Origin of the sequence: Phenylobacterium sp., from assembly GCF_013822795.1 — a bacterium.
Classification (GTDB): domain Bacteria; phylum Pseudomonadota; class Alphaproteobacteria; order Caulobacterales; family Caulobacteraceae; genus Phenylobacterium.
In genome coordinates, this window is sequence record NZ_PNLB01000009.1 from 46,817 (window position 1) to 66,724 (window position 19,908).

Genomic DNA, 19,908 nt, shown 5'->3' on the forward strand with positions numbered 1-19,908 from the left:
GCCTAGGCTGGCCCATCGTATCTCCGACTGAGCCTATGGAGCGTCTTGCCGACGCTCTATGCCCACTGGCGCGCACCGTCCGGCGTGAGGAAGGCGCTGTCCTGATTGCGACGAAGTGGAGCGGGGCTTCTCATCATGCTCTGCCGCATTTGCGCCCTGCATTCCATGCTGTAGAAGCGGGGACTCGCGGCGCGGGGGCGCGCGTCGTTCCTTTTGAGGTGAAGGTGTCCTTGCTTCGCAATAACCGGACTCGCACGGCTCTTATCGTCGGCTGCGCCGCTCTCGCCCTGGCCTCTTGCGCAGGCAAGAAGGAAAAGCCACGACTGGCGTATGAAGAGCGGCCCGTGGAGCTGCTCTACGCCACCGGCGCCGACCGGCTGGACCGCGGCCTGTGGAATCAGGCCGTCCAGTACTTCGGCGAGGTCGAGCGTCAGCATCCCTATTCCGAGTGGTCGCGCCGCGCGATCCTGATGACCGCCTATGCCCACTATCAGGGCAACGACTACGCCGAGGCCATCGGCGACGCCGACCGCTTCATTTCGCTCTATCCGGGCAACCCTGCCGCCGCTTACGCCCACTACCTGAAGGCCATCTGCTACTTCGAGCAGATCGTCGACGTGGGCCGCGACCAGGCCGCGACCGGCCAGGCCCTGGCCAACCTGAACGAGGTCGTTCAGCGCTACCCGCGCACCGAGTACGCCGCCGACGCGCGTCTGAAGATCGACATGGTCAACGACCAGCTGGCCGGCAAGGAAATGACCATCGGCCGCTGGTATCTGCGTCAGGGCGACACGCTGGCGGCGATCGGTCGCTTCAAGACCGTCATCGAACGCTACCAGACGACCAGCCACACGCCCGAGGCGCTCTATCGCCTGGTCGAGGCCTATCTGACCCTGGGCCTGGCCGAAGAGGCCAAGCGTAACGGCGCGGTGCTCGGCTACAACTATCCGGGCGACGTCTGGTACCGCGACGCCTACAAGCTTCTGACCGACAAGGGCCTGCGCCCGGCGGTCGAGCCGGCCCAGTCGAAGAAGCCGAGCCTGGTCTCGCGCCTGCCGTTCGTGAAGGACAAGGACGCGACCATCAAGCCGCCGGCCGCCGACGTCGCACCCGCTGAAGTTCCGGCCGCCGAGACGCCGCCCGCCCTGGAGACGCCGCCGACGGCGTCGAATGACACGTCCGCGTCGGCCGCGCCGGCTCAGCGTCGTGGGCTGCTCTCGCGCATCCCCGGCCTGGGCGGCGACAAATAGAACCTAAAGCGAACTTAAGCGTCTTCCGAACCGGCTGATTCCGGGCGATCTTGCGGCCATGCTGATCGGACTTTGGATCCGCGACGTCGTGCTCATCGAGGCCTTGGACCTGTCCATCGGCCCGGGGCTGACGGCGCTGACTGGTGAAACTGGGGCGGGCAAGTCGATCATCCTCGACAGCCTGGGCTTGGCCGTCGGCGCGCGCGCCGACGCCGGGCTGGTGCGTCAGGGCGCGGCCCAGGCGGCGGTGTCGGCCGTCTTCGCGCCGGCGCCCGATCATCCGGTCTGGGACGTGCTGGAAGACAAGGGCATCTCCTACGATCGCAGCGAGGATCTGGTGCTGCGCCGGACGCTCAGCGCTGACGGCCGCAGCCGCGCCTTCGTCAACGACCAGGCGACCAGCGCCACGGTGCTGCGCGAGCTGGGTGAGATCCTGCTGGAGGTGCATGGCCAGCACGAGACCGTCGGCCTGCTCGACGCCCGCAAGCATCGCCCGTTGCTGGACGCGTACGGATCCGTCGCGGCGCTTGCGGCCGGGGTCTCCCGCGCTTGGAGCGACTGGCGGACTGCGCGCGGACGGGCCGAGGAACTACGTGAGACCGTCGCTCGCGCGGCCGAGGAATCCGAGGAATTGACCGTCCGGCTGGCGGAGCTCGACCGCCTGGACCCGCGCGAGGGCGAGGAGCCGGCCCTGGCTGAACAGCGCGCCATACTGGGCGCGTCCGAGAAGGCGCTCAGCGACATCGCCGAGGCGCGCGCCGCCTTTGAGGGGCTGGGGCCTCGTTTGGCCCAGGCCGTCCGCGCGGTCGAGCACGCCCGCACGCGCGCTGTCGCTGCAGGCGCGACCGAGGACTCGACCGCTGTCGCACGCTTGACCGCCGCAAGCGCCGCCATCGACCGTGTGTTCAGCGAGGCCCAGGAGGCCGAGGCGGCTGTCGACGCCGCCGCCGAGGCCTTCGACTTCCGATCCGATCAGCTGGAAAAGACCGAGGAGCGTCTGTTCGAACTGCGCGGCATGGCCCGCAAGCTGCAGGTCAGTGTCGAGGAACTGCCGCTGCTGCGCGTGCGCTTCGCCGAGCGGCTGCAGGCCATGGAGTCGTCCGAGGACGACCTGAGGGCGGCGGAGGCGGCGGTGGCTGCGGCCCGTGCGACCTATTTGACTGAGGCCGCCAAGCTGACCGAAGCGCGCCGCGCCACGGGCGAGCGGCTGGCGGTCGCGGTGATGGGCGAACTCGGTCCGCTCAAGCTCGACAAGGCCCGCTTCCGCGTGGCGGTGGACGCGCTGGGCGAAGACCGCGCCGGTCCGACGGGTCTTGATCGCGTGGCCTTCGAGGTGGCGACCAATCCAGGGGCTCCGTTCGGCGACCTGGGGGCTATCGCCTCGGGCGGCGAGCTGGCGCGCTTCGCCCTGGCGCTGAAGGCTTCTCTGGCCGGCCGCGCCGAGGGGCCGCAGCCGCTGATGATCTTCGACGAGGTCGACCAAGGGGTCGGCGGCGCCGTGGCGGACGCCGTCGGGATGCGGCTCAAGCGGCTGGCCGCCGACGCCCAGGTTCTGGTGGTGACGCACAGTCCGCAGGTGGCCGCGCGCGGCGACGCCCACTGGCGCATTTCCAAGAGCGGCGACGCCGAGCGCATTCGCACCGCCGTCGAGACCCTGTCCTTCGCTGACCGCGAGGAGGAGATCGCGCGGATGCTGGCCGGCGCACAGATCACCGACGCCGCCCGCGCCGCGGCCAGGGCCCTGATGCATGCCTGAAGCCGCTAAATCGCCTGCCGACCTGACCGAGGCCGAAGCGGTCGAGGAGTTGACCGCGCTCGCCGACGAGATCGCGCGCCACGACATCGCCTACCACCAGCAGGACGCGCCGACGATCTCGGACGCCGAGTACGACGATCTCAAGCGCCGCAATGCCGCGCTGGAGGCGGCGTTCCCGCACCTGGTCCGTGAGAACTCGCCCTCGACCCGGGTCGGGGCGGCGCGGGCCGAGCAGTTTTCACCCGTCGAGCACGGCGTGCCGATGCTCAGCCTCGACAATGCGTTCTCCAACGAGGATGCGCTGGAGTTCGACGCCCGCATCCGCCGCTTCCTGCGCCTGTCGGGCTCCGAGGAGGTCGGCTACACGGCCGAACCCAAGATCGACGGCCTCTCGGCCTCGCTGCGCTACGAGAAGGGCGTCTTCGTCCAGGGCGCGACGCGCGGCGACGGGCGGGTCGGCGAGGACGTCACCGAGAACCTGCGGACCATCGCCGATATCCCGAAGCGACTGGCCGGCGAGGGCTGGCCCGACGTCATCGAGATCCGTGGCGAGGTCTATCTCGGCCACGAGGAGTTCGCGGCGCTGAACGCCGCCAACGAAGCCGCGGGGCTGAAGACCTACGCCAATCCGCGCAACTCGGCGGCTGGGTCGCTGCGGCAGATCGATCCGAAGATCACCGCCACTCGGCCGCTGAAGTTCTTCGCCTATGCCTGGGGCCTGCTGAGCGAGCCGTTCGCCCAGAGCCAGTGGGAGGCGCTGGCCAAGCTCAAGGCCTGGGGCTTCCAGACCACCCCGCAGAGCTGCCGCGTGATCAGCGGGCAGGGGCTGCTCGACGCCTATGCCGAGATGGAGGCCGTGCGGCCCAAGCTCGGCTACGACATCGATGGCGTCGTCTACAAGGTCGACCGGCTCGACTGGCAGCAGCGCCTGGGCTTCATCACCCGCACGCCGCGCTGGGCGATCGCCCGCAAGTTCCCGGCCCAGCAGGCGCGCACGATCCTGGAAGCCATTGACATCCAGGTCGGGCGCACGGGCGCGATCACGCCGGTGGCGCGGCTGCATCCGGTGACGGTCGGCGGCGTGGTCGTCGTCAACGCCACCCTGCACAACGCCGACGAGATCGCCCGCAAGGACGTGCGGATCGGCGACACCGTGATCTTGCAGCGGGCCGGAGACGTGATCCCGCAGATCCTCGGCTACGTGCCTGAGGAACGGCCGGCCGACGCCGTACCTTATGAATTCCCGACGGTCTGCCCGTGCGACCTGAAGACGCCGATCGTCAAGGAGACCACGGCCGCCGGGGCCGAGACGGTGGTGCGCCGCTGCTCGGGGGAGTTCGCCTGCCCCTTCCAGCGGATCGAACACCTGCGCCACTTCGTGTCGCGCCGCGCCTACGACATCGAGGGGCTGGGCGAGCGACAACTCACGGCCTTCTTCGAGCGCGGCTGGGTCAAGGAGCCGGCTGACATCTTTCGGCTAGCCCGTGACGAGGAGAAGCTCGCCGAGCTGCGTGCCACCGACGGCTATGGCGAGACCTCGATCAAGAATCTGGTCGCCTCGATCAACGCCAAGCGGCGTATCCCGCTGGACCGCTTCATCTTCGGGCTGGGGATCCGCCATGTCGGCGAGACCACTTCCCTGGCCCTGGCCCGTCACTTCGAAACCTATGACCACTTCGTCCAGATCGCGCAGGCGGCGGCGGGGCAGGTCGGGGGCGAGAACTATGCGGCCCTGGTGGACCTCGAAGGCCTGGGGCCGACGGCGGTGCGCGCGCTGCTGGACTTCGGCGCTGCGCAGCAGGCCCTGCTGGTGCCGGACGATACTTCGCTCGACAAGCGGCTGCAATTGGCCGTGCCGAAGCTGAACTCTCGTGCCCGCGCGGCGCTGATCGAACGGTTCGGCGATTGGGACACCATTCTGCAGGTGGCGCGCTCGGCTTCGCGCGAAGAGCCGGGTGAGGAGTTCCGCGAGCTGTCCGGCGTCGACGCGGTCGGACCCGTGGCGGCGCGGATGATCGCCCAGTTCTTTGCCGAGCCGCACAACGCCGGGAAGGTCGTGGCGCTGCGCGAGCAGCTCGACGAAGTGATCGCCGCCGAGCGGCCGAAGACCGACACCGCGGTCGCCGGCAAGACCATCGTCTTTACCGGGGCGCTGGAGAAGATGACCCGCGACGAGGCCAAGGCTCAGGCCGAGGCGCTGGGGGCCAAGGTCTCCGGCTCTGTGTCGAAGAAAACCGACCTGGTGGTGGCCGGGCCGGGCGCGGGCTCGAAGCTGAAGACCGCCACCGACCTGGGCATCCAGGTCATGACCGAGGACGAATGGCTGGCCCTGGTGGCCGGCTAGGCGCAGACCGGGCTTGCCGCGGGGGCGCGCCGTCCCCAACCTTGGATCAGGCACAAGGAGGATCGTCGTGGCGTCACACTGGCTGGTGAAGTCCGAACCGGACACCTATTCCTACGCCGACCTCGAACGGGACGGCCGGACGACCTGGGACGGGGTACGCAACTTCGCGGCCGCCTCGCACCTCAAATCGATGAAGCTCGGCGACCAGGTGTTCTTCTACCACTCCCAGGAGGGCAAGGACGTGGTGGCGATCGCCCAGGTCGCCAAGGAAGCTTTTCCCGACGCCAGCGATCCGACCGGAAAGTTCGTCGCTGTGGAATTGACGCCCGTGCGCAAGCTGAAGACGTCCGTCACCCTGGCGGACATGAAGGCCAACCCCGCGCTGTCGGACATGCCGATGCTCCGCCAGGGGCGGCTCTCGGTCTCGCCGGTCAGCGACGCCGAATGGGCGACGATCCTGAAGATGGCGGGGGAGTAGGAAATGAATGCTCCCTCGTTGGGGGAACTGTCAGCCGCAGGCTGACTGAGGGGGACTTTGACTCAAGCGACTTGAGAGCAGTCCCCCTCCGTCTCGCCGCGGTCGCGGCGAGCCACCTCCCCCAGCGGGGGAGGATCTCAGTCTGTTAGAGCGGAGCGCAGGCCGCTTCGAGCCAGGCGCGCACGTCCGGCTGCTCGATCCGCGGGCCGACCACCGCCAGCACCCGGGCGTGATAGGCGTCCATCTGGGCGCGTTCCTGCGCCGACAGCAGCTCCACCACGATCAGACGGCGATCCATCGGCGCCAGGGTCAGGGTCTCGAAGCCCAGCATCTCGCGCTCGCCGCCGGCGATCGCGGCCGGCTCGGTGACGAATTGCAGGTTCTCGATGCGGATGCCGTAGGCGCCTTCCTTGTAGTAGCCGGGCTCGTTGGAGAGGATCATCCCCGGCCGCAGGGCTACGAAGTTCGGCAGCTTGGAGATCCGCTGCGGACCTTCGTGCACGCCGAGATACGAGCCGACCCCGTGGCCGGTGCCGTGGTCGTAGTCGAGGCCGACGTTCCAGAGCGGCGCGCGGGCCAGCACGTCGAGCGCCGAACCGGTGGTCCCGGCCGGGAAGCGGATCGCGGCCAACGCCAGATGCCCCTTGAGCACCAGGGTGAAGCGCTCGCGCATCTCCTGGCTCGGTTCGCCGATGGCGACGGTGCGGGTGATGTCGGTGGTGCCGTCCAGGTACTGCGCGCCGGAATCGACCAGCAGCAGCGAACCCTTCTCGGCCTGCTTGTTGAGCCGCGTCGTCGGCCGGTAGTGGACGATAGCGCCATTCGAGGCCGCGCCGGCGATGGTGTCGAAGGAGAGGTCCTTCAGCGCGCCGGTGTCCTGGCGGAAGCCTTCCAGGCGGGTGACCACCTCGACTTCGTCGATGGTGCGGCTCTGGCCCTCGGTGGCGACCCAGTGCAGGAAGCGGGTGACGGCGACGCCGTCGCGGGCGTGGGCCTCACGCGTGCCGGCGATTTCGACGCCGTTTTTGCAGGCGCGGGGCAGGGCGCAGGGGTCCTCGCCGCGCACGACCTCGGCGCCGGCCTTGAGCAGAGTGTCGAAGTACCAGGCCGAGGACTGGCCGGGGTCGACCAGCACCCGCTTGCCCTTCAGGTCGGCGAGAGCCGCGGCCAGGTCGTCCGGCGTCTCCAACGCCACCTCGTTGCCCAGCCACGCCCGCAGCTCAGGCGAAACCTTCACGGGATCGAGGAACAGGCGCGCCGAACCATCCTTGTTCAGGATCGCCTGGCCGAGCGGCAGGGGCGAGCGGATGACGTCGCCGCCGCGGACGTTGAACAGCCAGGCGATCGACGACGGCGCGGTCAGCACCGTGGCGTCGGCGTTCTTGCCAGCCAGCGCCTGGCCGATGCGGTTGCGCTTAGCCGAGGATTCCTCGCCCGCGTACTCCAGGGCGTGGGGCACGACCGGCGCGGTGGGCTGGGCCGGGCGCGCGGCGCCCCAGGCTTCGTCCAGCGGGTTGGCGGCGACCGGCTTCAGCGCCGCGCCGGCCTTGGCGGCGGCGGACTTCAGGCGCTCCAGCGCGTCCGGCGAGTGCAGGCGCGGATCGTAGCCGATCAGCTGGCCCTTGGCCGTGGCTGTCTCGAGGTAGGCCGGGACGCCGCCCTCGACGAGATCGCGGATCTCGAAGACGCCGGCGTCGACCTGGTCGCGGACCTGCAGGGTGTAGCGGCCGTCCACGAAGATCGCGGCCTTGTCGGCCAGGATCACCGCGGCCCCGGCTGAGCCGGTGAAGCCGGTCGCCCAGCCGAGCCGGTCGTTGGCCTCGGGCAGGTACTCGTTCTGGTGCTCGTCCTCGTGGGGCACCAGGAAGCCGTCCAAGCCTTGGGCCTTCATGGCTGCGCGGATCAGCGGAACGTGCTTCGGGCCGAAGGACGGATCGGTGGTTTCATCAAAGGTCTGACGCATAGCGCGAACTTAGTCCTCGCGCCGGGAGTGCGCCAGTCTAGGCGGCGGGTTTGCGCAGGGCGAAGAGGCAGCCGAGCGCGCCCAGGCAGGCGAGGATCAGCACCCAGAGCGACATCTGAGCCGAGCGCTCCATGCCGAGGGCGAAGATCAGCGGCGCAACGGCCCCGACCAGCCGCGAAGGCACGCTGAGCGTTCCCAGCCGGCGGCCGTAGTTGCGGCTGCCGAACAGCACCAGCGGCAGGGTGCCGCGCACGATGGTGAAGAGGCCGTTGCCCGCGCCGTACAGCGCTGCGAACGGCGCGGCGGCCAGGGGGCCTAGGGCCAGCAGCAATCCCGCGCCGGCCGGAAACATCGCCACGGCGACCCGGGCCGAGACCAGCGGGTGGATGCGCCGGACCAGGAAGAACTCGCCCAGCCTGGCGACGACCTGGGCCGGGCCGACCAGCATCCCGGCGGCGATAGCGGCTGTGGCGCTGGCTCCCAGCCCGATCAACAGTAGCGGCAGGTGCGCGGCCATCACCGAGCCCACCCCGGCCATCACCGCCAGCGCCGTGGCCAGCAGCACCATCTTCAGGGCCGCGCCGGGCACGGGTGGTTCGTCCGCTTCGTCGGGCGCGGCGTGGGCGGCTTCCGCCGGCTGCGTCGGGCGTGGCAAGGTCCAGTGCAGGGGCAGGGCGATCAGCAGGTTGGTCGCCGCCCAGAACAGCGCCGTGACCCGCCAGCCGTAGGCGCCCTCCATCCAGGCCGACAGCGGCCAGGCGATGGTGCTGGCGAAGCCGGCGATCAGCGTCACCCCGGTGATCGAGCGCCTTGCGTCCTGGCCGAACCAGCCGACCAGTCCGGCGAAGGCGATGTCATAGAGGGCAAGGGCCATCCCGGCGCCCAGCACCAGCCAGGCCAGCGCCAATTGCACGCCGTCCTGCGCCGCGGCCATAACGATCAGGGCGAGCGTCAACACCAGGCTGCCCAGGGCCAGCGGTCGGCGCGCGCCATGCCGGTCCACCGCGCGCCCGGCCATCGGGCCGAGCAGGGCGGAAATCAGCAGGCCACCCGAGTAGGCGCCGAACACGAACGCCGTGGAGACGCCGAGCGAGCTCGCCTGGGCCTTGGCCAGGGTGGCGGGCAGGTAGCTGGTGCAGCCGTAGCCGATCAGCTGCGTCACGCCCAAGGTCCAGACCGCGCGACGGGGAGTGATGCTTGGCGCCTGCATGTCCGGGCTCCTTCGCCCTGAGGCCTAAGGGGAGTCGGGTGTCAGACGTCGGCCCAAATAATTTACCCGGGTATAATTGACTCCGGGCGTTGATCGGATCATTTGGTCGCCATGGACAAGACCAGCCGCCGCGACGCCGTACGCCAGTACAAGGAGCGCAAGGTCCCGGTGGGGATCTTTGCACTGCGCAGCCTGTCGACCGGCGAGACGTTCGTCGGCGCCTCGCGCAACCTGGATGGACAGCGGAACTCTTCGCTGTTCTCGCTGCGGCTGGGCAGCCATCGCAACAAGACGCTGCAGGCGGCCTACAACGCCGCCGGCGGCGAGACCGGGTTCGAGTTCGTGATTCTCGAGCAACTCGAGGACGACGATGTGGGGCCGATCGGCCGGGACACGTGGTTGAAGACGCGCGAGCGGCATTGGCGCGAGGAGTTGGGCGCCAGCTCGGCGATCTAGACGCCTAGAGCGGCGTGGCGCATAACGTCGCCATGCGTCATGCGCCCGCCCTGTCGAATTCGAACGGTCCCTTCGGGGCCGTGCGTCTTCGTGTGGGCTGATCGCCTGCCTTAAGACCCACGTCGACCCCGCCGCCAGGGGTCGAGCATGACGCAAGCGAGCCCCTGCCGACGGCCAAGCCTCGGAGAGAGCTCAAATGACCGAAGACCCCAAACCTTGGTTCCCGTTGCGGACGCCGCGGCTGTTGCTGCGCGAGTTTCACGTCGATGACTTCGACGACGTTCATGCCTATGCGGTCGATGATCAGACCGTTCGCTACATGGATTGGGGACCGAACACGCCCGAGGAGACCCAGAAGTTCCTGGGCGAACACCTCGCTGCCCAGCGGACTTGGCCACGCCAGGCTATCAACCTCGCTGTCGAACTGATCGAGGAAGGCAAGGTCATCGGCTCGATCCGCCTTGGCCTGGGCGCGCACGGCGAGGCGGATTTCGGCTACAGCTACGGCAGCCCGTACTGGCGACGCGGCCTCGGCTACGAAGCGGCGCACGCCCTGGTCGTCACAGCCTTCGAGGTGATCGGTCTACGCCGGATCTGGGCCACTTGCGATGCGCGGAACCTGGGCTCGTTCGCCATCATGGAAAAGCTGGGCATGCGGCGCGAGGGACGGTTGCGCCAGCATATGCCGGCGCGCGAAGGCGGTTGGCGCGATACGCTCATCTACGGCTTGTTGGCCGACGAGTGGGGTCTTCAGGCGCGGCGCAGCACCAACGTCGCCCAGGCGTCGCGGTGAATGCGGCGGTGCAGGCGGAAACCCTTCGACAGGTAGGCCGCCAGCACACGGCGCTCCTGAGTGCGGAGCAGGCCTGAGAGGATCGCAAAGCCGCCGGGCTTCAGCGCGGTCTTGATGTCCTGCGACAGCGCCACCAGCGGCGGGGCCAGGATGTTGGCGAACACCAGGTCGTAGGGCGCGGCCTTCGCCACCAGCTGGTGGCCGAGGCCCGAGGCGTGCACGAAGCGGGCGGTCGACTTGTTGAGCTTGGCGTTCTCGTTCGAGATCCGCACCGACGGTCCGTCGATGTCGGTGCCGACCGCCAGCTTGCTGCCGGTCAGCGCCGCGGCGATGGCCAGCACGCCGGTGCCGGCGCCGACGTCCAGCACCCTGTCGAAGCGGCGCGACTTGATCAGGTCGTTGTAGGCGATCAGGCAGCCGACCGTCGTGCCATGGTGGCCGGTGCCGAAGGCCGCGCCGGCTTCGATGCGCAGGTTCACCGCGTTGGTCGGGGCGCGGCCCTTGTCGTGGGCGCCGAACACGAAGAAGCGGCCGGCGCGCACCGGCGGCAGGCCCGACAGCGCCATGGCCAGCCAGTCGGCGTCGGCCAACTTTTCGACGACCGTCTTCATTTCCGGATAGGCGGCCAGCGCCTCGACCAGGCCGTCGGCCTCCTCGGTCGTGGTCGGGAAGGCGTCGATCCTCCAGACGTTGCGGTCCTCGTCCTCTTCCAGGATGGAATAGGTCGCCCCTTCCAACAGCGGATTGGCGTCGATCGCTTCGGCGGCGGCTTCGGCCACGGCGCGCGGGCCGCGGGAGATGATCTGAACGGCGTCTTGGCTCATGCGCGCCGTTTAGAGGCTAGGCGCGCGAAAGGCGAGGGGGCATGGCGGGCTCAGTGGTTTCAGTTCAGCGCCCGACCGTGCCATCATGTCGCATCCAGTGACGAGGTTTCGCCCATGAGCAAGTACAGCCCCCTCTCGGACTTTCTCGCGCAACGCGCCGAGGACGACTGGCGCGCGAGCTTCGCGGAGGTCGAGCTGGTGCTGGGCGCATCGCTGCCGAAGGCGGCCAAGCAGCCGGCCTGGTGGATCGGAACCGACAAGCCGCACCAGAAGGCCTGGCTCGACCACGGCTGGCGCGTCTCGGCGGTCGGCGAGGGCATGGTGTCGCTGAAGCGCACCGTCGCCCACGAGGTGCAGCCGCCGGCGCTGAAGGCCGCGGCCGAGAACGCCTCGACCCAGGCCCATGTGCGCCAGACGGCCGGCATCGCCGCGATCGTCGGCGGAGCGATCGCGGTCGTGGCCGGCCTGGGCGTGCTGTCGGCGAAGCTGTTGAAGGCGCGCGCGCGGAGCTAGGCCCCGACGCTGGCTTTCTGGGCGGCCTGCTCGATCAGGTCGGTGACCGGCTTCCACAACGCCTTGGGCAGGTTGTGGCCCATGCCCGGAATGATGTGCAGCTCGGCGCCCGGAATGGTCGCGGCGGTGTCTTCGCCGCCCTGAACCGGCACCAGCGGATCGTCGGCCCCGTGGATCACCACCGTCGGGGCGGTGATGCTCGCCAGCGCCTTGCGGCGGTCGCCGCTGGCGACGATCGCGGCCATCTGGCGGGAGGTGCCGACCGGATAGAAGGCGCGCTGATAGTCGGCCAGCAGCTGGGCGCGCTGTTCGACGTCGTCGACCGGATAGCCGGGGCTGCCGATCACCTTGGCGCTGGCCATGCCGTAGTCGAGGAAGGCTTCGATGTCGGCCTTGGGATCGGGGGCGACGCCGGTCAGGCGCTTGGAGGCCTCGGCCGTGGCGGGCGGCACGGCGGGGTTGCCGGTCGTAGACATGATCGAGGTCAGGGTCAGCACCCGCTCCGGATGCACGGCGGCGACCATCTGGGCGATCATCCCGCCCATCGAGGCGCCGACCACGTGCGCCTTCTTGATGCCGAGCGCGTCCAGCAGGCCGACGGCGTCATTGGCCATGTCCGAGACCAGGTAGGGCGCGTTGGGCTTTTCGCCCTTCATCAGCGACGTGTAGAGCGCGGTCATGTCGGCCGGGCCCAGCTCGTCGTACCTGTGCGACAGGCCGCAGTCTCGGTTGTCATAGGCGACGACGCGGTGACCGCCGGCGGTCAGCAGCTCGATGAAGCCGAGCGGCCAGCGGGTCATCTGCGCGCCCAGGCCCATGATCAGCAGGATGACGTCGCCGTCGGCCGGGCCGTGGTCCTCGTAATAGAGCGGAATCCCGTTGGCGGTGATCGTCGGCATGGTTGTCGCTCCCTGGCGTTGTTGGGAGCAACCTGAAGCAGGGCAGGGGCGGCGGCAAGGCCGCCCGCGCCTCAGGCCTTCGTCACGAAGCTGTCGATGACCTTCTTGTCGCCGGCCTTGTCGAAGCCGACGGTCAGCTTGTTGCCGTCCACCGACTTGACCTGGCCGTAGCCGAACTTCTGATGGAACACGCGCTCGCCGCGCTTGAAGTCGCTGGCCGCCGAGGATTCTGAGACGACCAGCCGGCCTTCGCCCTCGATCACCGCGCCGCGGCCGGGATGGCTGCCGCGGAAGTTCCGCTCCTGGGCGCGCTTCCAGCCGGGGCTGGAATAGCCCGCGCCGAAGGTCGGGCTCTCGTCCCAGCGGCTGCCATGCTGCTGCTGCATGCCCGGGCCGCCGCCATAGTAGCCGGTCTCGGAACTGGCCTCGACGTTCTCCAGCGGCAGCTCGTCGACGAAGCGGCTGGGCAGCTGGCTGGTCCAGCGGCCGTAGACTTGGCGGTTCGCGACGAACGAGATCCGGGCTTCTTCGCGGGCGCGGGTGATGCCGACATAGGCCAGGCGCCGTTCTTCCTCGAGGCCCTTCTCGCCCTTCTCGTCCATGCTGCGCTGGGACGGGAAGACGCCTTCCTCCCAGCCGGGCAGGAAGACCAGCGGGAACTCCAGCCCCTTGGCCGAGTGCAGGGTCATGATCTGCACCGCGTCGGCCTGCGGGCCGCGGTCCATGTCCATGACCAGCGATACGTGCTCCAGATAGCTCTCGAGCGTATCGAACGAGCCCATCGACTGGACCAGTTCCTTCAGGTTTTCCAACCGGGTCTGGGCGGTCGGCGTCTTGTCCAGGCGCAGGGCGTCGGTGTAGCCGCTTTCCTCCAGCACCTGCTCCATCAGCCGGCCGTGGTGGATGGCCTGGGCCTGGCCGCGCCAACGGTCGAGGTCGCGCAGGAAATTCGACAGCGCCGTGCGGGTGCGGGCCGCCAACTCGTCGGTCTGCACCGCCTCGCGCGCGGCCTGCATCACCGGCACGCCATTGACCCGCGCAATCTGCAGCAGCTTCTGGACGGTGGTGTCGCCGATGCCGCGCTTGGGCACGTTGACGATCCGCTCGAAGGCCAGGTCGTCGTCGGGCGACTGGATCAGGCGCAGATAGGCGTGAGCGTCGCGGATCTCGGCCCGCTCGAAGAATCGCGGGCCGCCGACCACCGTGTAGGGGATCTGCAGCATCACGAACCGCTCTTCGAACGCTCGCATCTGGAACGAGGCGCGGACCAGGATGGCGATGTCGCGGTACTTGCGCGGGTCCTTTTCGGTTCCGCCCTTCTTGGCGCGCTCGATCTCTTCGGCGATCAGCCGGCTCTCGGCCTCGCCGTCCCAGACCCCGCGGACGATAACCTTCTCGCCGCCGTTCTGCTCAGTCCACAGCGTCTTGCCCAGCCGCCCCTTGTTGGCCCGGATGAGTCCGGAGGCCGCCGCCAGGATGTGACTGGTCGAGCGATAGTTGCGCTCCAGACGGATCACCGTCGCGCCGGGGAAGTCGCGCTCGAAGCGCAGGATGTTGTCCACCTCCGCGCCGCGCCAGCCATAGATCGACTGGTCGTCGTCGCCGACGCAGCAGACGTTCTGGCGCTTCTGGGCCAGCAGCCGCAGCCACAGGTACTGGGCGACGTTGGTGTCCTGGTACTCGTCGACCAGCACGTATTTGAAGCGCTCGTGGAAATCGGCCAGCACATCCGGGTTGGCCATGAAGATGGTTAGGTTGTGCAGCAGCAGGTCGCCGAAGTCGCAGGCGTTCAGCACGCGCATGCGCTCCTGGTACATACGATACAGCGCCGGGCCTCTGCCATTGGCGAACTCGCCGCCCTCGGACGGGGGCAGGCGGTCGGGCGTCCAGCCGCGGTTCTTCCAGTGGTCGATCATCCCGGCCAACGCCTTCGGCGTCCAGCGCTTGGCGTCGATGTTCTCGGCCTCAAGCACCTGCTTGATCAGCCGCTCCTGGTCGTCGGTGTCCAGGATGGTGAAGTTCGACTTCAAACCCACCAGTTCGGCGTGCCGGCGCAGGATCTGGGCGGCCACCGAGTGGAAGGTGCCCAGCCAGCGCAGCCCCTCAGCGGAGGGGCCGATGATGTGGGTGATGCGCTCGCGCATCTCCTTGGCGGCCTTGTTGGTGAAGGTGACGACCAGCAGTTCCCACGGCTTGGCGCGGCCGGTGGCCAGGATGTGGGCCAGGCGCGTGGTCAGCACCCGGGTCTTGCCGGTGCCGGCGCCGGCCAGGACCAGCACTGGCCCCTCGGTCGCCTCGACGGCGGCGCGCTGTTCAGGATTGAGCCCGGTCAGGTAGTCGGGCCCCTTCACCCGCGCAAGATCGCTGACCCGCTGCGCGGGCAAGGCGTCGTCGAACGGGTTGTCGAATGATTCAGGGGAAGACATCGGAACATATGTAGCACACGGCGCGTGGCGCTTAAGCCCGGAACCGCCACGTCCAGCGTTCGTTCTTCACCTCGACCATTGCGGCCAGGGAGGTGTTCATGGCCGATCGTTCGAGCGCGAGCACGTTGATCTGGCTGGCGATCCTCATCGGAGCGTTGGTCTTGGGCATCGCCGCCATCGGCTACGCGGTCATGCGGCGCGAGGCGCAGGCCGAACTGCCCCGGTCGATCGACGTGGACATTAATGTCCCGCGGCCGCCATCCTTGCCCGACGCGCCGAAGCTTCCCGACGCCCCCTTGCCGAACCCGAAGTGACCGTGAGCGACGACGACCTGCCTCCGCCCCGCCGTAAGCCCATTCCCTTGTTCCTGTGGGCCGTGATCGGTTTCCTGCTGGTGCTGGGCTTCATGTTCGCCATGCGCGCGCTCAATCCGCCGTCGATGGGGATGAGCGCGCCACCGCCTGACATCACGACGCCTGCGGCGCCTCGGCCGTCACCGCCGAACGCGCCGCTCAGTTAGCGCGAGCGTAGGCGAGGGCGGCTACCCGGCAGGCCGAGGCCAGCGGCCTCTCGCCCCGGCCTTCGTCGATCTGTGCGATCAGCACAGCCAGGGTGACGCCCTGGCTCGCGGCCATCTCGTCCATCACCGCCCAGAACTCCGGCTCCAGCGCCATCGAGGTCGCGTGTCCGGAGAGCAGGATCGAACGTTTCTTCAAGGAAGCCATGGGAAGAGTTGTGGCCCAGGCGCCACGTTGCGGCCAAGCATTCCTTTGTTATCTTGCAAAAAGATGACGCCTGCGTCATTTTCGATCCAAACGTTGTTCGCATTGAAGGCAGTCCCCATGGCCATGACCGCAGACGCTCTCGACGCCCCCATGCACCGCCAGGCGCCGCCGGTGAATGCTCGCTTGCCCAAGCCCCGCCTGCAGTGGGGCACGGCCCTCAAGGCGCTGCAGCGGCTGCTGAACGACAAGGAAGACACCGGCCAGGTGTTCGAAATCATGCGAGCGCTCAACGGCACCTCGACCGCTGACTGCTACCAGCGCCTGCTGACCACCAGCCAGGGCGGCCGCATCGCCTATGAGCGGCAAGAGTTCGCCGATCGTCTGATGGACGACGCCTGGCTCGACTCGCTGCCCGCGGGCAGCGTCGGCGCCGCCTATCGCGAGTTCATCCGTTCCGAACAGCTGTCGGCAGAGGGTCTGGCCGAGGTCAGCCGGATCCAGGGCAATGAAGTCGATATCGTGCATCCCTACGCCTGGATGGGCCGCCGCACCCGCGACGTGCACGACATCTGGCACATCCTGTCGGGCTATCACCGCGATGGCCTGGGCGAGTCCTGCCTGGTGGCGTTCTCATACGCCCAGACCAAGGGCCTGGGCTGGGCGCTGATCGGGCTGGGCGCGGCCTCGCGTTCGCGCGGCGGCGACTATCCGTACGTGAAGGCGATCTGGCAGGGCTACAAGCGCGGCAAGGCCGCCGCCTGGCTGCTGGGCGAGGACTACGAGCGCCTGATGGCCGAGCCGCTGGAGGCCGCGCGCAAGCGTCTCGGCATCACTCCGGCCACGATTTACGATTCCATCCCGGCGGACGCCCGCGACGCGGCGGTTCCAGCCCGGATGTAACCAGTCCTGAGCGCCGATCCGGGGGGATGGCGTGCAGGCGGCGCTGTGCACAGCGCCGGGCGGGTGGGGGAGTGTCGAGCCTTCCCCACCCACGCCCTTGGCCTAGGGGTTCACTCAGGCTTGTCGAGCTTGGCTCCGTCCAGGACCTGCTCGGCCTTTTGCGTCTCGGCCTTCGTCAGATCCTTGTCGACTTTGGTGCGGCCAAACCTGGCGCGGTTCTCCCGGGCCTGCTCGCGCGCGCGGTCTCGGTCGCGCGCCTTGCGGGCTTTGTTCAGGTTCACAACGTTGCTCATACGCCCTCCTGGTCCCTGACCATGAAGCGCTCGAACCCGGGACGGGCCTGCACGACTTCCCAAATACGCCTTCGGCCCCGCGAAGTCAGGCCGATGCTGACGCCGGTCTCCGAACCGAACCGCGCGCCAGATCGCCGACGCCCGAAATAACGGCGTTCTTCCCTGGACGCCTATTCGGAGCTAAGGCGTTGATGTCGGCTAGGATCGGATGACGCCGTGGCGGCCAGCATTCTCGATAGACTGATAGAGCGGGTGCGGGGGTGGCCGGTCCTGACCTGGCCTGCAATCGTCGCGGCGGTCGGCCTGATCGCCACCCTGGCCGGCACCTATATGATGGAGCAGGGCCGCCAGGCGCGCGAAAGTCTGCGTTTCGACTCCATCGTCGACCAGGCCAACGAGGCGGTCGCCAACCGGCTGGACACCTACATGGCGGTGCTGAGGGCGGGGGCGGGCCTGTTCGCGGCCAGCGAGGATGTCAGCGCCGCTGAATTCCGCGCGTTCGCCCAGCGGGTCGAACTGACGCGCCGCTATCCGGGCATTCAAGGCATCGGCTTCACAAAGCGTGCGTCGGCCGGCGGGGCGTCGGCGATGACCACCTACATGCGCGCCGAAGGCGTGCCGGACTCTCCGCTGCGGCCGCCTGGCGCGGGGGAGTTCTACGCCATCGTCTATCTGGAGCCGCTGGACCTCGTGAACCGGCGTGCTCTCGGTTTCAACATGTACAGCTTTCCGGTGCGCCGCGAGGCGATGGACCGCGCGCGCGACACCGGACTTCCGGCGCTGTCGGGCAAGGTTGAAGCGATCGAGGAAGTGGAGGCGCGGCGCCAGGCCGGCTTCTTGATCTACGAGCCTGTCTATAGTGGCGGCGACGTTCCACGCACCGTCGCCGAGCGACGGGCTCTCCTCGAGGGCTTCGTCTACGCCCCGTTCCAGGGCGGCGACCTGCTGGCCAGCGTGCTGCCTTCGGCCAAGGGCGCCGGCCTCGACTACGCGGTCTATGACGGGGCGCCCTCGGTCAGCACCTTGCTCAGCCAGTCGCCGGACGCGGCGGCGCAGCGCGGCGGCCTGGTGGCGACCCGCACGCTCGACATCGCGGGCCGGACCTGGACCATCATCTATCGGGCGCGCACCGACTACGACCACGGGGCCGACCGCTGGGTTTCGCTGGCCTTCATCATCGGCGGGCTGCTGGCCACCACCTTGGTCAGCCTGGCGACCTGGCGGCAGGTCAAGGCGCGCTTGGCGGCCGAACGCGAGATCGTGGCGCGCATCGCCGCCGAAGCCCGTCAGAAGCTGCTGCTCGACGAACTGAACCATCGGGTGAAGAACACCCTGGCCACGGTCCAGTCGATCGCCGCCCAGAGCCTGCGCCACGGCGCCGACGTCAACAGCGTGCGCAAGAGCTTCGAGGCCCGGTTGATTGCGCTCTCCCAGGCCCACAACCTGCTCACACGCGACAACTGGACCGGCGTCAGCCTCGCCGAGCTCTTCGAAAGTGAACTCAGCCCGTACGGCGGCGACCATGGCGAGCGGGTGATTGTCACGGGCGAGGCGGTCTGGCTTCCGCCCAACACAGCCGTCGCCCTTGGCATGGCGTTCCACGAACTGGCCACCAACGCCGTGAAGTACGGCGCGCTGTCCAATGAGGACGGCCGCGTGCAGGTGACCTGGACGCTTGCGCCGGGATCGGGTCCGCGCCAGATCCGGATCGTCTGGCGCGAGATCGGCGGCCCGCCGGTGGCGCCGCCGGACCGCCGCGGCTTCGGCACCCGCGTCATCGTTGGTGGGTTAGCGCACCAACTCGACGGCGTTGTTGATCTCGATTTCGCGCGCGACGGCGTCGTCTGCACGATCGTCTTCACGTTGCCGGAGGCGGGCGTCGAGGAAGACATCCTGGATCTTGGTTCCGCGGCGTAGGCTTCGAGCCCCTAGTTCGGGACAGCATTTTCTCCGGCCAAGCTGAAACCGCCCCTCCGCCTGGTCGTTCTCCTGCGACCCCAAAAACGAATAGCAGGAGAAAGCCATGCATCCCGGCATTCGCGAACATATGGAAGTCATCGGCTCGGACGGCGGTCACATCGGCCGTGTGGACCATGTGGTCGGAACCGACATCGAGCTCGCCAAGCTCGACCTTGGCGCAGGTCTCAAGCACCACCTGATCCCGCTCTCCTGGGTAGACGACGTGATCGACGAAAAAGTCCGGCTGAATCTGACCAAGGAGGCGGCCAAGGCGGCTTGGCGCGAGAAGCACTAGCTTACGATCAGCGCGGCGTCGGATCCCGCGGAGGTGTGACGACCTCGTCATTCACCCGCACGATGCGGTAGCGCAATGTGTAGTCCGGGCTTGGGCCGAATGGCCCGCCCGAGACGCATTCGCCGTCGCAGCCGCCGAATAGGGCCACCGCCCCCTCATGGATGTCACCTGGCCGCGGCATGACCGCGGTCAGTTCGCCGAGGCTCATGCTCACCTGCCGCCTGCCGATCAGCGTCGCAACTTCGGCATCGACCCGGCAGGCGGTCGACTGTGGCGGCAACAGGTCCGTGGGGCCGTTGCTGTGGACGCAAAAGCCGGCCGGGAAGCGGCTGCCGTCATATTCGTAGAGCGCCGCGACAAAGGATACCGGCCCGGGCGCTCCATTCGGGGCGCAGCTCCAGGCGCGGTCGATCTCGCCGCTGTCCGTCGCCGGCGAGATGCAGCTTTGATCGTTGCGGAACGTGCGGCTGTCGCCGCCGTCCACGTCGTCGAAGGTGTCGGTCATCACGCGATAGGCGCCGGTGTCGAAGACGGCGATGACTTCGTCCGACCCGATAAAGTCCCATCCGGTTTCATTGTGCGCGCGAAAGCCGACAGCCTCGACCTTGAAGCGCGGGCGGGTGGTGATGGCGGTTTCCGAGGCGCGAACCTCGCGGCCGGGGCCGGCTGCGGTCTGCGATGCGGGCTGGGCGAGCGCGGCCTCTGCCTGAACGAGAACCAAGGCTGTAAGCCAGACGCCAACACGGGATGCCATGCCAACCTCCCAGAGCCGAGGGCGGCAGCTTAGCATTTCTGCTTGCGCGCAGATAGAGTTCTCGTGAAAT

The 19,908-nt window shown here is 68.5% G+C and carries 19 protein-coding genes and 1 pseudogene; 12 read left to right on the forward strand and 8 right to left on the reverse strand.

Annotated features, from left to right (window positions below):
• Nucleotides 1–218: 218 nt before the first annotated feature.
• From C0481_RS09775 to C0481_RS09790, 4 genes and pseudogenes are all read left to right on the forward strand, one after another.
• Nucleotides 219–1,094, forward strand: a pseudogene (locus C0481_RS09775) (outer membrane protein assembly factor BamD); the annotation flags it as partial.
• Between the two features lie 214 nt (nt 1,095–1,308).
• Entirely contained in the window at nt 1,309–3,006 is a 1,698-nt protein-coding gene (gene recN / locus C0481_RS09780) for a DNA repair protein RecN (protein WP_293403116.1), read from the forward strand.
• Nucleotides 2,999–5,350 carry an NAD-dependent DNA ligase LigA gene (ligA, locus tag C0481_RS09785; RefSeq protein ID WP_293403118.1) on the forward strand — a complete coding sequence of 784 codons (2,352 nt, stop codon included), beginning with the start codon at nt 2,999–3,001 and terminating at the stop codon, nt 5,348–5,350. Before recN ends, ligA begins: the two co-directional genes overlap by 8 nt.
• Nucleotides 5,351–5,417: 67 nt before the next feature.
• Nucleotides 5,418–5,828 carry an EVE domain-containing protein gene (locus C0481_RS09790; RefSeq protein WP_293403120.1) on the forward strand — a complete coding sequence of 137 codons (411 nt, stop codon included), beginning with the start codon at nt 5,418–5,420 and terminating at the stop codon, nt 5,826–5,828.
• A gap of 145 nt (nt 5,829–5,973) precedes the next feature.
• Here the strand turns inward: C0481_RS09790 and C0481_RS09795 are convergent, their stop codons facing one another.
• Both C0481_RS09795 and C0481_RS09800 read right to left on the reverse strand, forming a co-directional pair.
• The gene (locus C0481_RS09795; protein ID WP_293403122.1) at nt 5,974–7,791 is read right to left on the reverse strand and encodes an aminopeptidase P family protein; all 1,818 of its coding nucleotides are present in this window, start codon (nt 7,789–7,791) and stop codon (nt 5,974–5,976) included.
• Nucleotides 7,792–7,828: 37 nt separating this feature from the next.
• The gene (locus C0481_RS09800; protein WP_293403124.1) at nt 7,829–9,001 is read right to left on the reverse strand and encodes an MFS transporter; all 1,173 of its coding nucleotides are present in this window, start codon (nt 8,999–9,001) and stop codon (nt 7,829–7,831) included.
• A 111-nt stretch (nt 9,002–9,112) separates the two neighbouring features.
• Here C0481_RS09800 and C0481_RS09805 point away from each other — a divergent pair, with 111 nt between their 5' ends.
• Both C0481_RS09805 and C0481_RS09810 read left to right on the forward strand, forming a co-directional pair.
• A complete protein-coding gene (locus tag C0481_RS09805) occupies nt 9,113–9,457 on the forward strand; it encodes a GIY-YIG nuclease family protein (protein ID WP_293403126.1) in 345 nt (114 codons plus the stop codon).
• A gap of 196 nt (nt 9,458–9,653) precedes the next feature.
• A complete protein-coding gene (locus C0481_RS09810) occupies nt 9,654–10,250 on the forward strand; it encodes a GNAT family protein (protein WP_293403128.1) in 597 nt (198 codons plus the stop codon).
• Here C0481_RS09810 and C0481_RS09815 read toward each other — a convergent pair.
• On the reverse strand, nt 10,208–11,074 hold the full coding sequence (locus C0481_RS09815) for a 50S ribosomal protein L11 methyltransferase (RefSeq protein WP_293403130.1): 867 nt from the start codon (nt 11,072–11,074) through the stop codon (nt 10,208–10,210). The two genes, C0481_RS09810 and C0481_RS09815, sit on opposite strands and share 43 nt — an antisense overlap.
• Nucleotides 11,075–11,188: 114 nt before the next feature.
• Between C0481_RS09815 and C0481_RS09820 the strand changes: the two genes are divergently transcribed.
• Nucleotides 11,189–11,587 carry a hypothetical protein gene (locus tag C0481_RS09820; RefSeq protein ID WP_293403132.1) on the forward strand — a complete coding sequence of 133 codons (399 nt, stop codon included), beginning with the start codon at nt 11,189–11,191 and terminating at the stop codon, nt 11,585–11,587.
• Here C0481_RS09820 and C0481_RS09825 read toward each other — a convergent pair.
• The gene (locus tag C0481_RS09825; protein WP_293403134.1) at nt 11,584–12,486 is read right to left on the reverse strand and encodes an alpha/beta hydrolase; all 903 of its coding nucleotides are present in this window, start codon (nt 12,484–12,486) and stop codon (nt 11,584–11,586) included. The two genes, C0481_RS09820 and C0481_RS09825, sit on opposite strands and share 4 nt — an antisense overlap.
• A gap of 71 nt (nt 12,487–12,557) precedes the next feature.
• A complete protein-coding gene (locus C0481_RS09830) occupies nt 12,558–14,912 on the reverse strand; it encodes a UvrD-helicase domain-containing protein (protein ID WP_293403136.1) in 2,355 nt (784 codons plus the stop codon).
• Between the two features lie 98 nt (nt 14,913–15,010).
• Between C0481_RS09830 and C0481_RS09835 the strand changes: the two genes are divergently transcribed.
• Both C0481_RS09835 and C0481_RS09840 read left to right on the forward strand, forming a co-directional pair.
• A complete protein-coding gene (locus tag C0481_RS09835) occupies nt 15,011–15,226 on the forward strand; it encodes a hypothetical protein (RefSeq protein ID WP_293403138.1) in 216 nt (71 codons plus the stop codon).
• Nucleotides 15,227–15,228: 2 nt separating this feature from the next.
• Nucleotides 15,229–15,432 carry a hypothetical protein gene (locus tag C0481_RS09840; protein WP_293403140.1) on the forward strand — a complete coding sequence of 68 codons (204 nt, stop codon included), beginning with the start codon at nt 15,229–15,231 and terminating at the stop codon, nt 15,430–15,432.
• Here the strand turns inward: C0481_RS09840 and C0481_RS09845 are convergent.
• Nucleotides 15,425–15,637: a ribbon-helix-helix domain-containing protein gene (locus C0481_RS09845; RefSeq protein ID WP_293403142.1), complete on the reverse strand. Its 213-nt coding sequence runs from the start codon at nt 15,635–15,637 to the stop codon at nt 15,425–15,427. The genes C0481_RS09840 and C0481_RS09845 overlap by 8 nt on opposite strands.
• Before the next feature lie 117 nt (nt 15,638–15,754).
• On the opposite strand from C0481_RS09845, the gene C0481_RS09850 reads away from it, so the two are divergent.
• Nucleotides 15,755–16,537 (forward strand): Coq4 family protein, encoded by a 783-nt coding sequence (locus tag C0481_RS09850; RefSeq protein ID WP_293403144.1) that lies wholly within the window; start codon nt 15,755–15,757, stop codon nt 16,535–16,537.
• Nucleotides 16,538–16,647: 110 nt separating this feature from the next.
• Here the strand turns inward: C0481_RS09850 and C0481_RS09855 are convergent, their stop codons facing one another.
• Nucleotides 16,648–16,830, reverse strand: coding sequence for a DUF4169 family protein (locus tag C0481_RS09855; RefSeq protein WP_293403146.1), 183 nt, complete (start codon nt 16,828–16,830; stop codon nt 16,648–16,650).
• 216 nt (nt 16,831–17,046) lie between these two features.
• Between C0481_RS09855 and C0481_RS09860 the strand changes: the two genes are divergently transcribed.
• Together C0481_RS09860 and C0481_RS09865 are read left to right on the forward strand one after the other, a co-directional pair.
• Nucleotides 17,047–18,747 (forward strand): CHASE domain-containing protein, encoded by a 1,701-nt coding sequence (locus C0481_RS09860; RefSeq protein ID WP_293403148.1) that lies wholly within the window; start codon nt 17,047–17,049, stop codon nt 18,745–18,747.
• Between the two features lie 106 nt (nt 18,748–18,853).
• Nucleotides 18,854–19,084, forward strand: coding sequence for a DUF2171 domain-containing protein (locus C0481_RS09865; RefSeq protein WP_293403150.1), 231 nt, complete (start codon nt 18,854–18,856; stop codon nt 19,082–19,084).
• A gap of 7 nt (nt 19,085–19,091) precedes the next feature.
• Here the strand turns inward: C0481_RS09865 and C0481_RS09870 are convergent, their stop codons facing one another.
• The gene (locus C0481_RS09870; RefSeq protein ID WP_293403152.1) at nt 19,092–19,838 is read right to left on the reverse strand and encodes a hypothetical protein; all 747 of its coding nucleotides are present in this window, start codon (nt 19,836–19,838) and stop codon (nt 19,092–19,094) included.
• Between the last annotated feature and the right edge of the window lie 70 nt (nt 19,839–19,908).

What these genes read in the sequence shown, in the direction of transcription:
- C0481_RS09795 (WP_293403122.1), bottom strand. Translation starts at nt 7,791, where the DNA reads ATGCGTCAGACCTTTGATGAAACCACCGATCCGTCCTTCGGCCCGAAG.
- C0481_RS09810 (WP_293403128.1), top strand. Translation starts at nt 9,654, where the DNA reads ATGACCGAAGACCCCAAACCTTGGTTCCCGTTGCGGACGCCGCGGCTG.
- C0481_RS09820 (WP_293403132.1), top strand. Translation starts at nt 11,189, where the DNA reads ATGAGCAAGTACAGCCCCCTCTCGGACTTTCTCGCGCAACGCGCCGAG.
- C0481_RS09825 (WP_293403134.1), bottom strand. Translation starts at nt 12,486, where the DNA reads ATGCCGACGATCACCGCCAACGGGATTCCGCTCTATTACGAGGACCAC.
- C0481_RS09800 (WP_293403124.1), bottom strand. Translation starts at nt 9,001, where the DNA reads ATGCAGGCGCCAAGCATCACTCCCCGTCGCGCGGTCTGGACCTTGGGC.
- C0481_RS09850 (WP_293403144.1), top strand. Translation starts at nt 15,755, where the DNA reads ATGGCCATGACCGCAGACGCTCTCGACGCCCCCATGCACCGCCAGGCG.
- C0481_RS09845 (WP_293403142.1), bottom strand. Translation starts at nt 15,637, where the DNA reads ATGGCTTCCTTGAAGAAACGTTCGATCCTGCTCTCCGGACACGCGACC.
- ligA (WP_293403118.1), top strand. Translation starts at nt 2,999, where the DNA reads ATGCCTGAAGCCGCTAAATCGCCTGCCGACCTGACCGAGGCCGAAGCG.
- C0481_RS09835 (WP_293403138.1), top strand. Translation starts at nt 15,011, where the DNA reads ATGGCCGATCGTTCGAGCGCGAGCACGTTGATCTGGCTGGCGATCCTC.
- C0481_RS09870 (WP_293403152.1), bottom strand. Translation starts at nt 19,838, where the DNA reads ATGGCATCCCGTGTTGGCGTCTGGCTTACAGCCTTGGTTCTCGTTCAG.
- C0481_RS09805 (WP_293403126.1), top strand. Translation starts at nt 9,113, where the DNA reads ATGGACAAGACCAGCCGCCGCGACGCCGTACGCCAGTACAAGGAGCGC.
- C0481_RS09830 (WP_293403136.1), bottom strand. Translation starts at nt 14,912, where the DNA reads ATGTCTTCCCCTGAATCATTCGACAACCCGTTCGACGACGCCTTGCCC.
- C0481_RS09855 (WP_293403146.1), bottom strand. Translation starts at nt 16,830, where the DNA reads ATGAGCAACGTTGTGAACCTGAACAAAGCCCGCAAGGCGCGCGACCGA.
- recN (WP_293403116.1), top strand. Translation starts at nt 1,309, where the DNA reads ATGCTGATCGGACTTTGGATCCGCGACGTCGTGCTCATCGAGGCCTTG.
- C0481_RS09815 (WP_293403130.1), bottom strand. Translation starts at nt 11,074, where the DNA reads ATGAGCCAAGACGCCGTTCAGATCATCTCCCGCGGCCCGCGCGCCGTG.
- C0481_RS09865 (WP_293403150.1), top strand. Translation starts at nt 18,854, where the DNA reads ATGCATCCCGGCATTCGCGAACATATGGAAGTCATCGGCTCGGACGGC.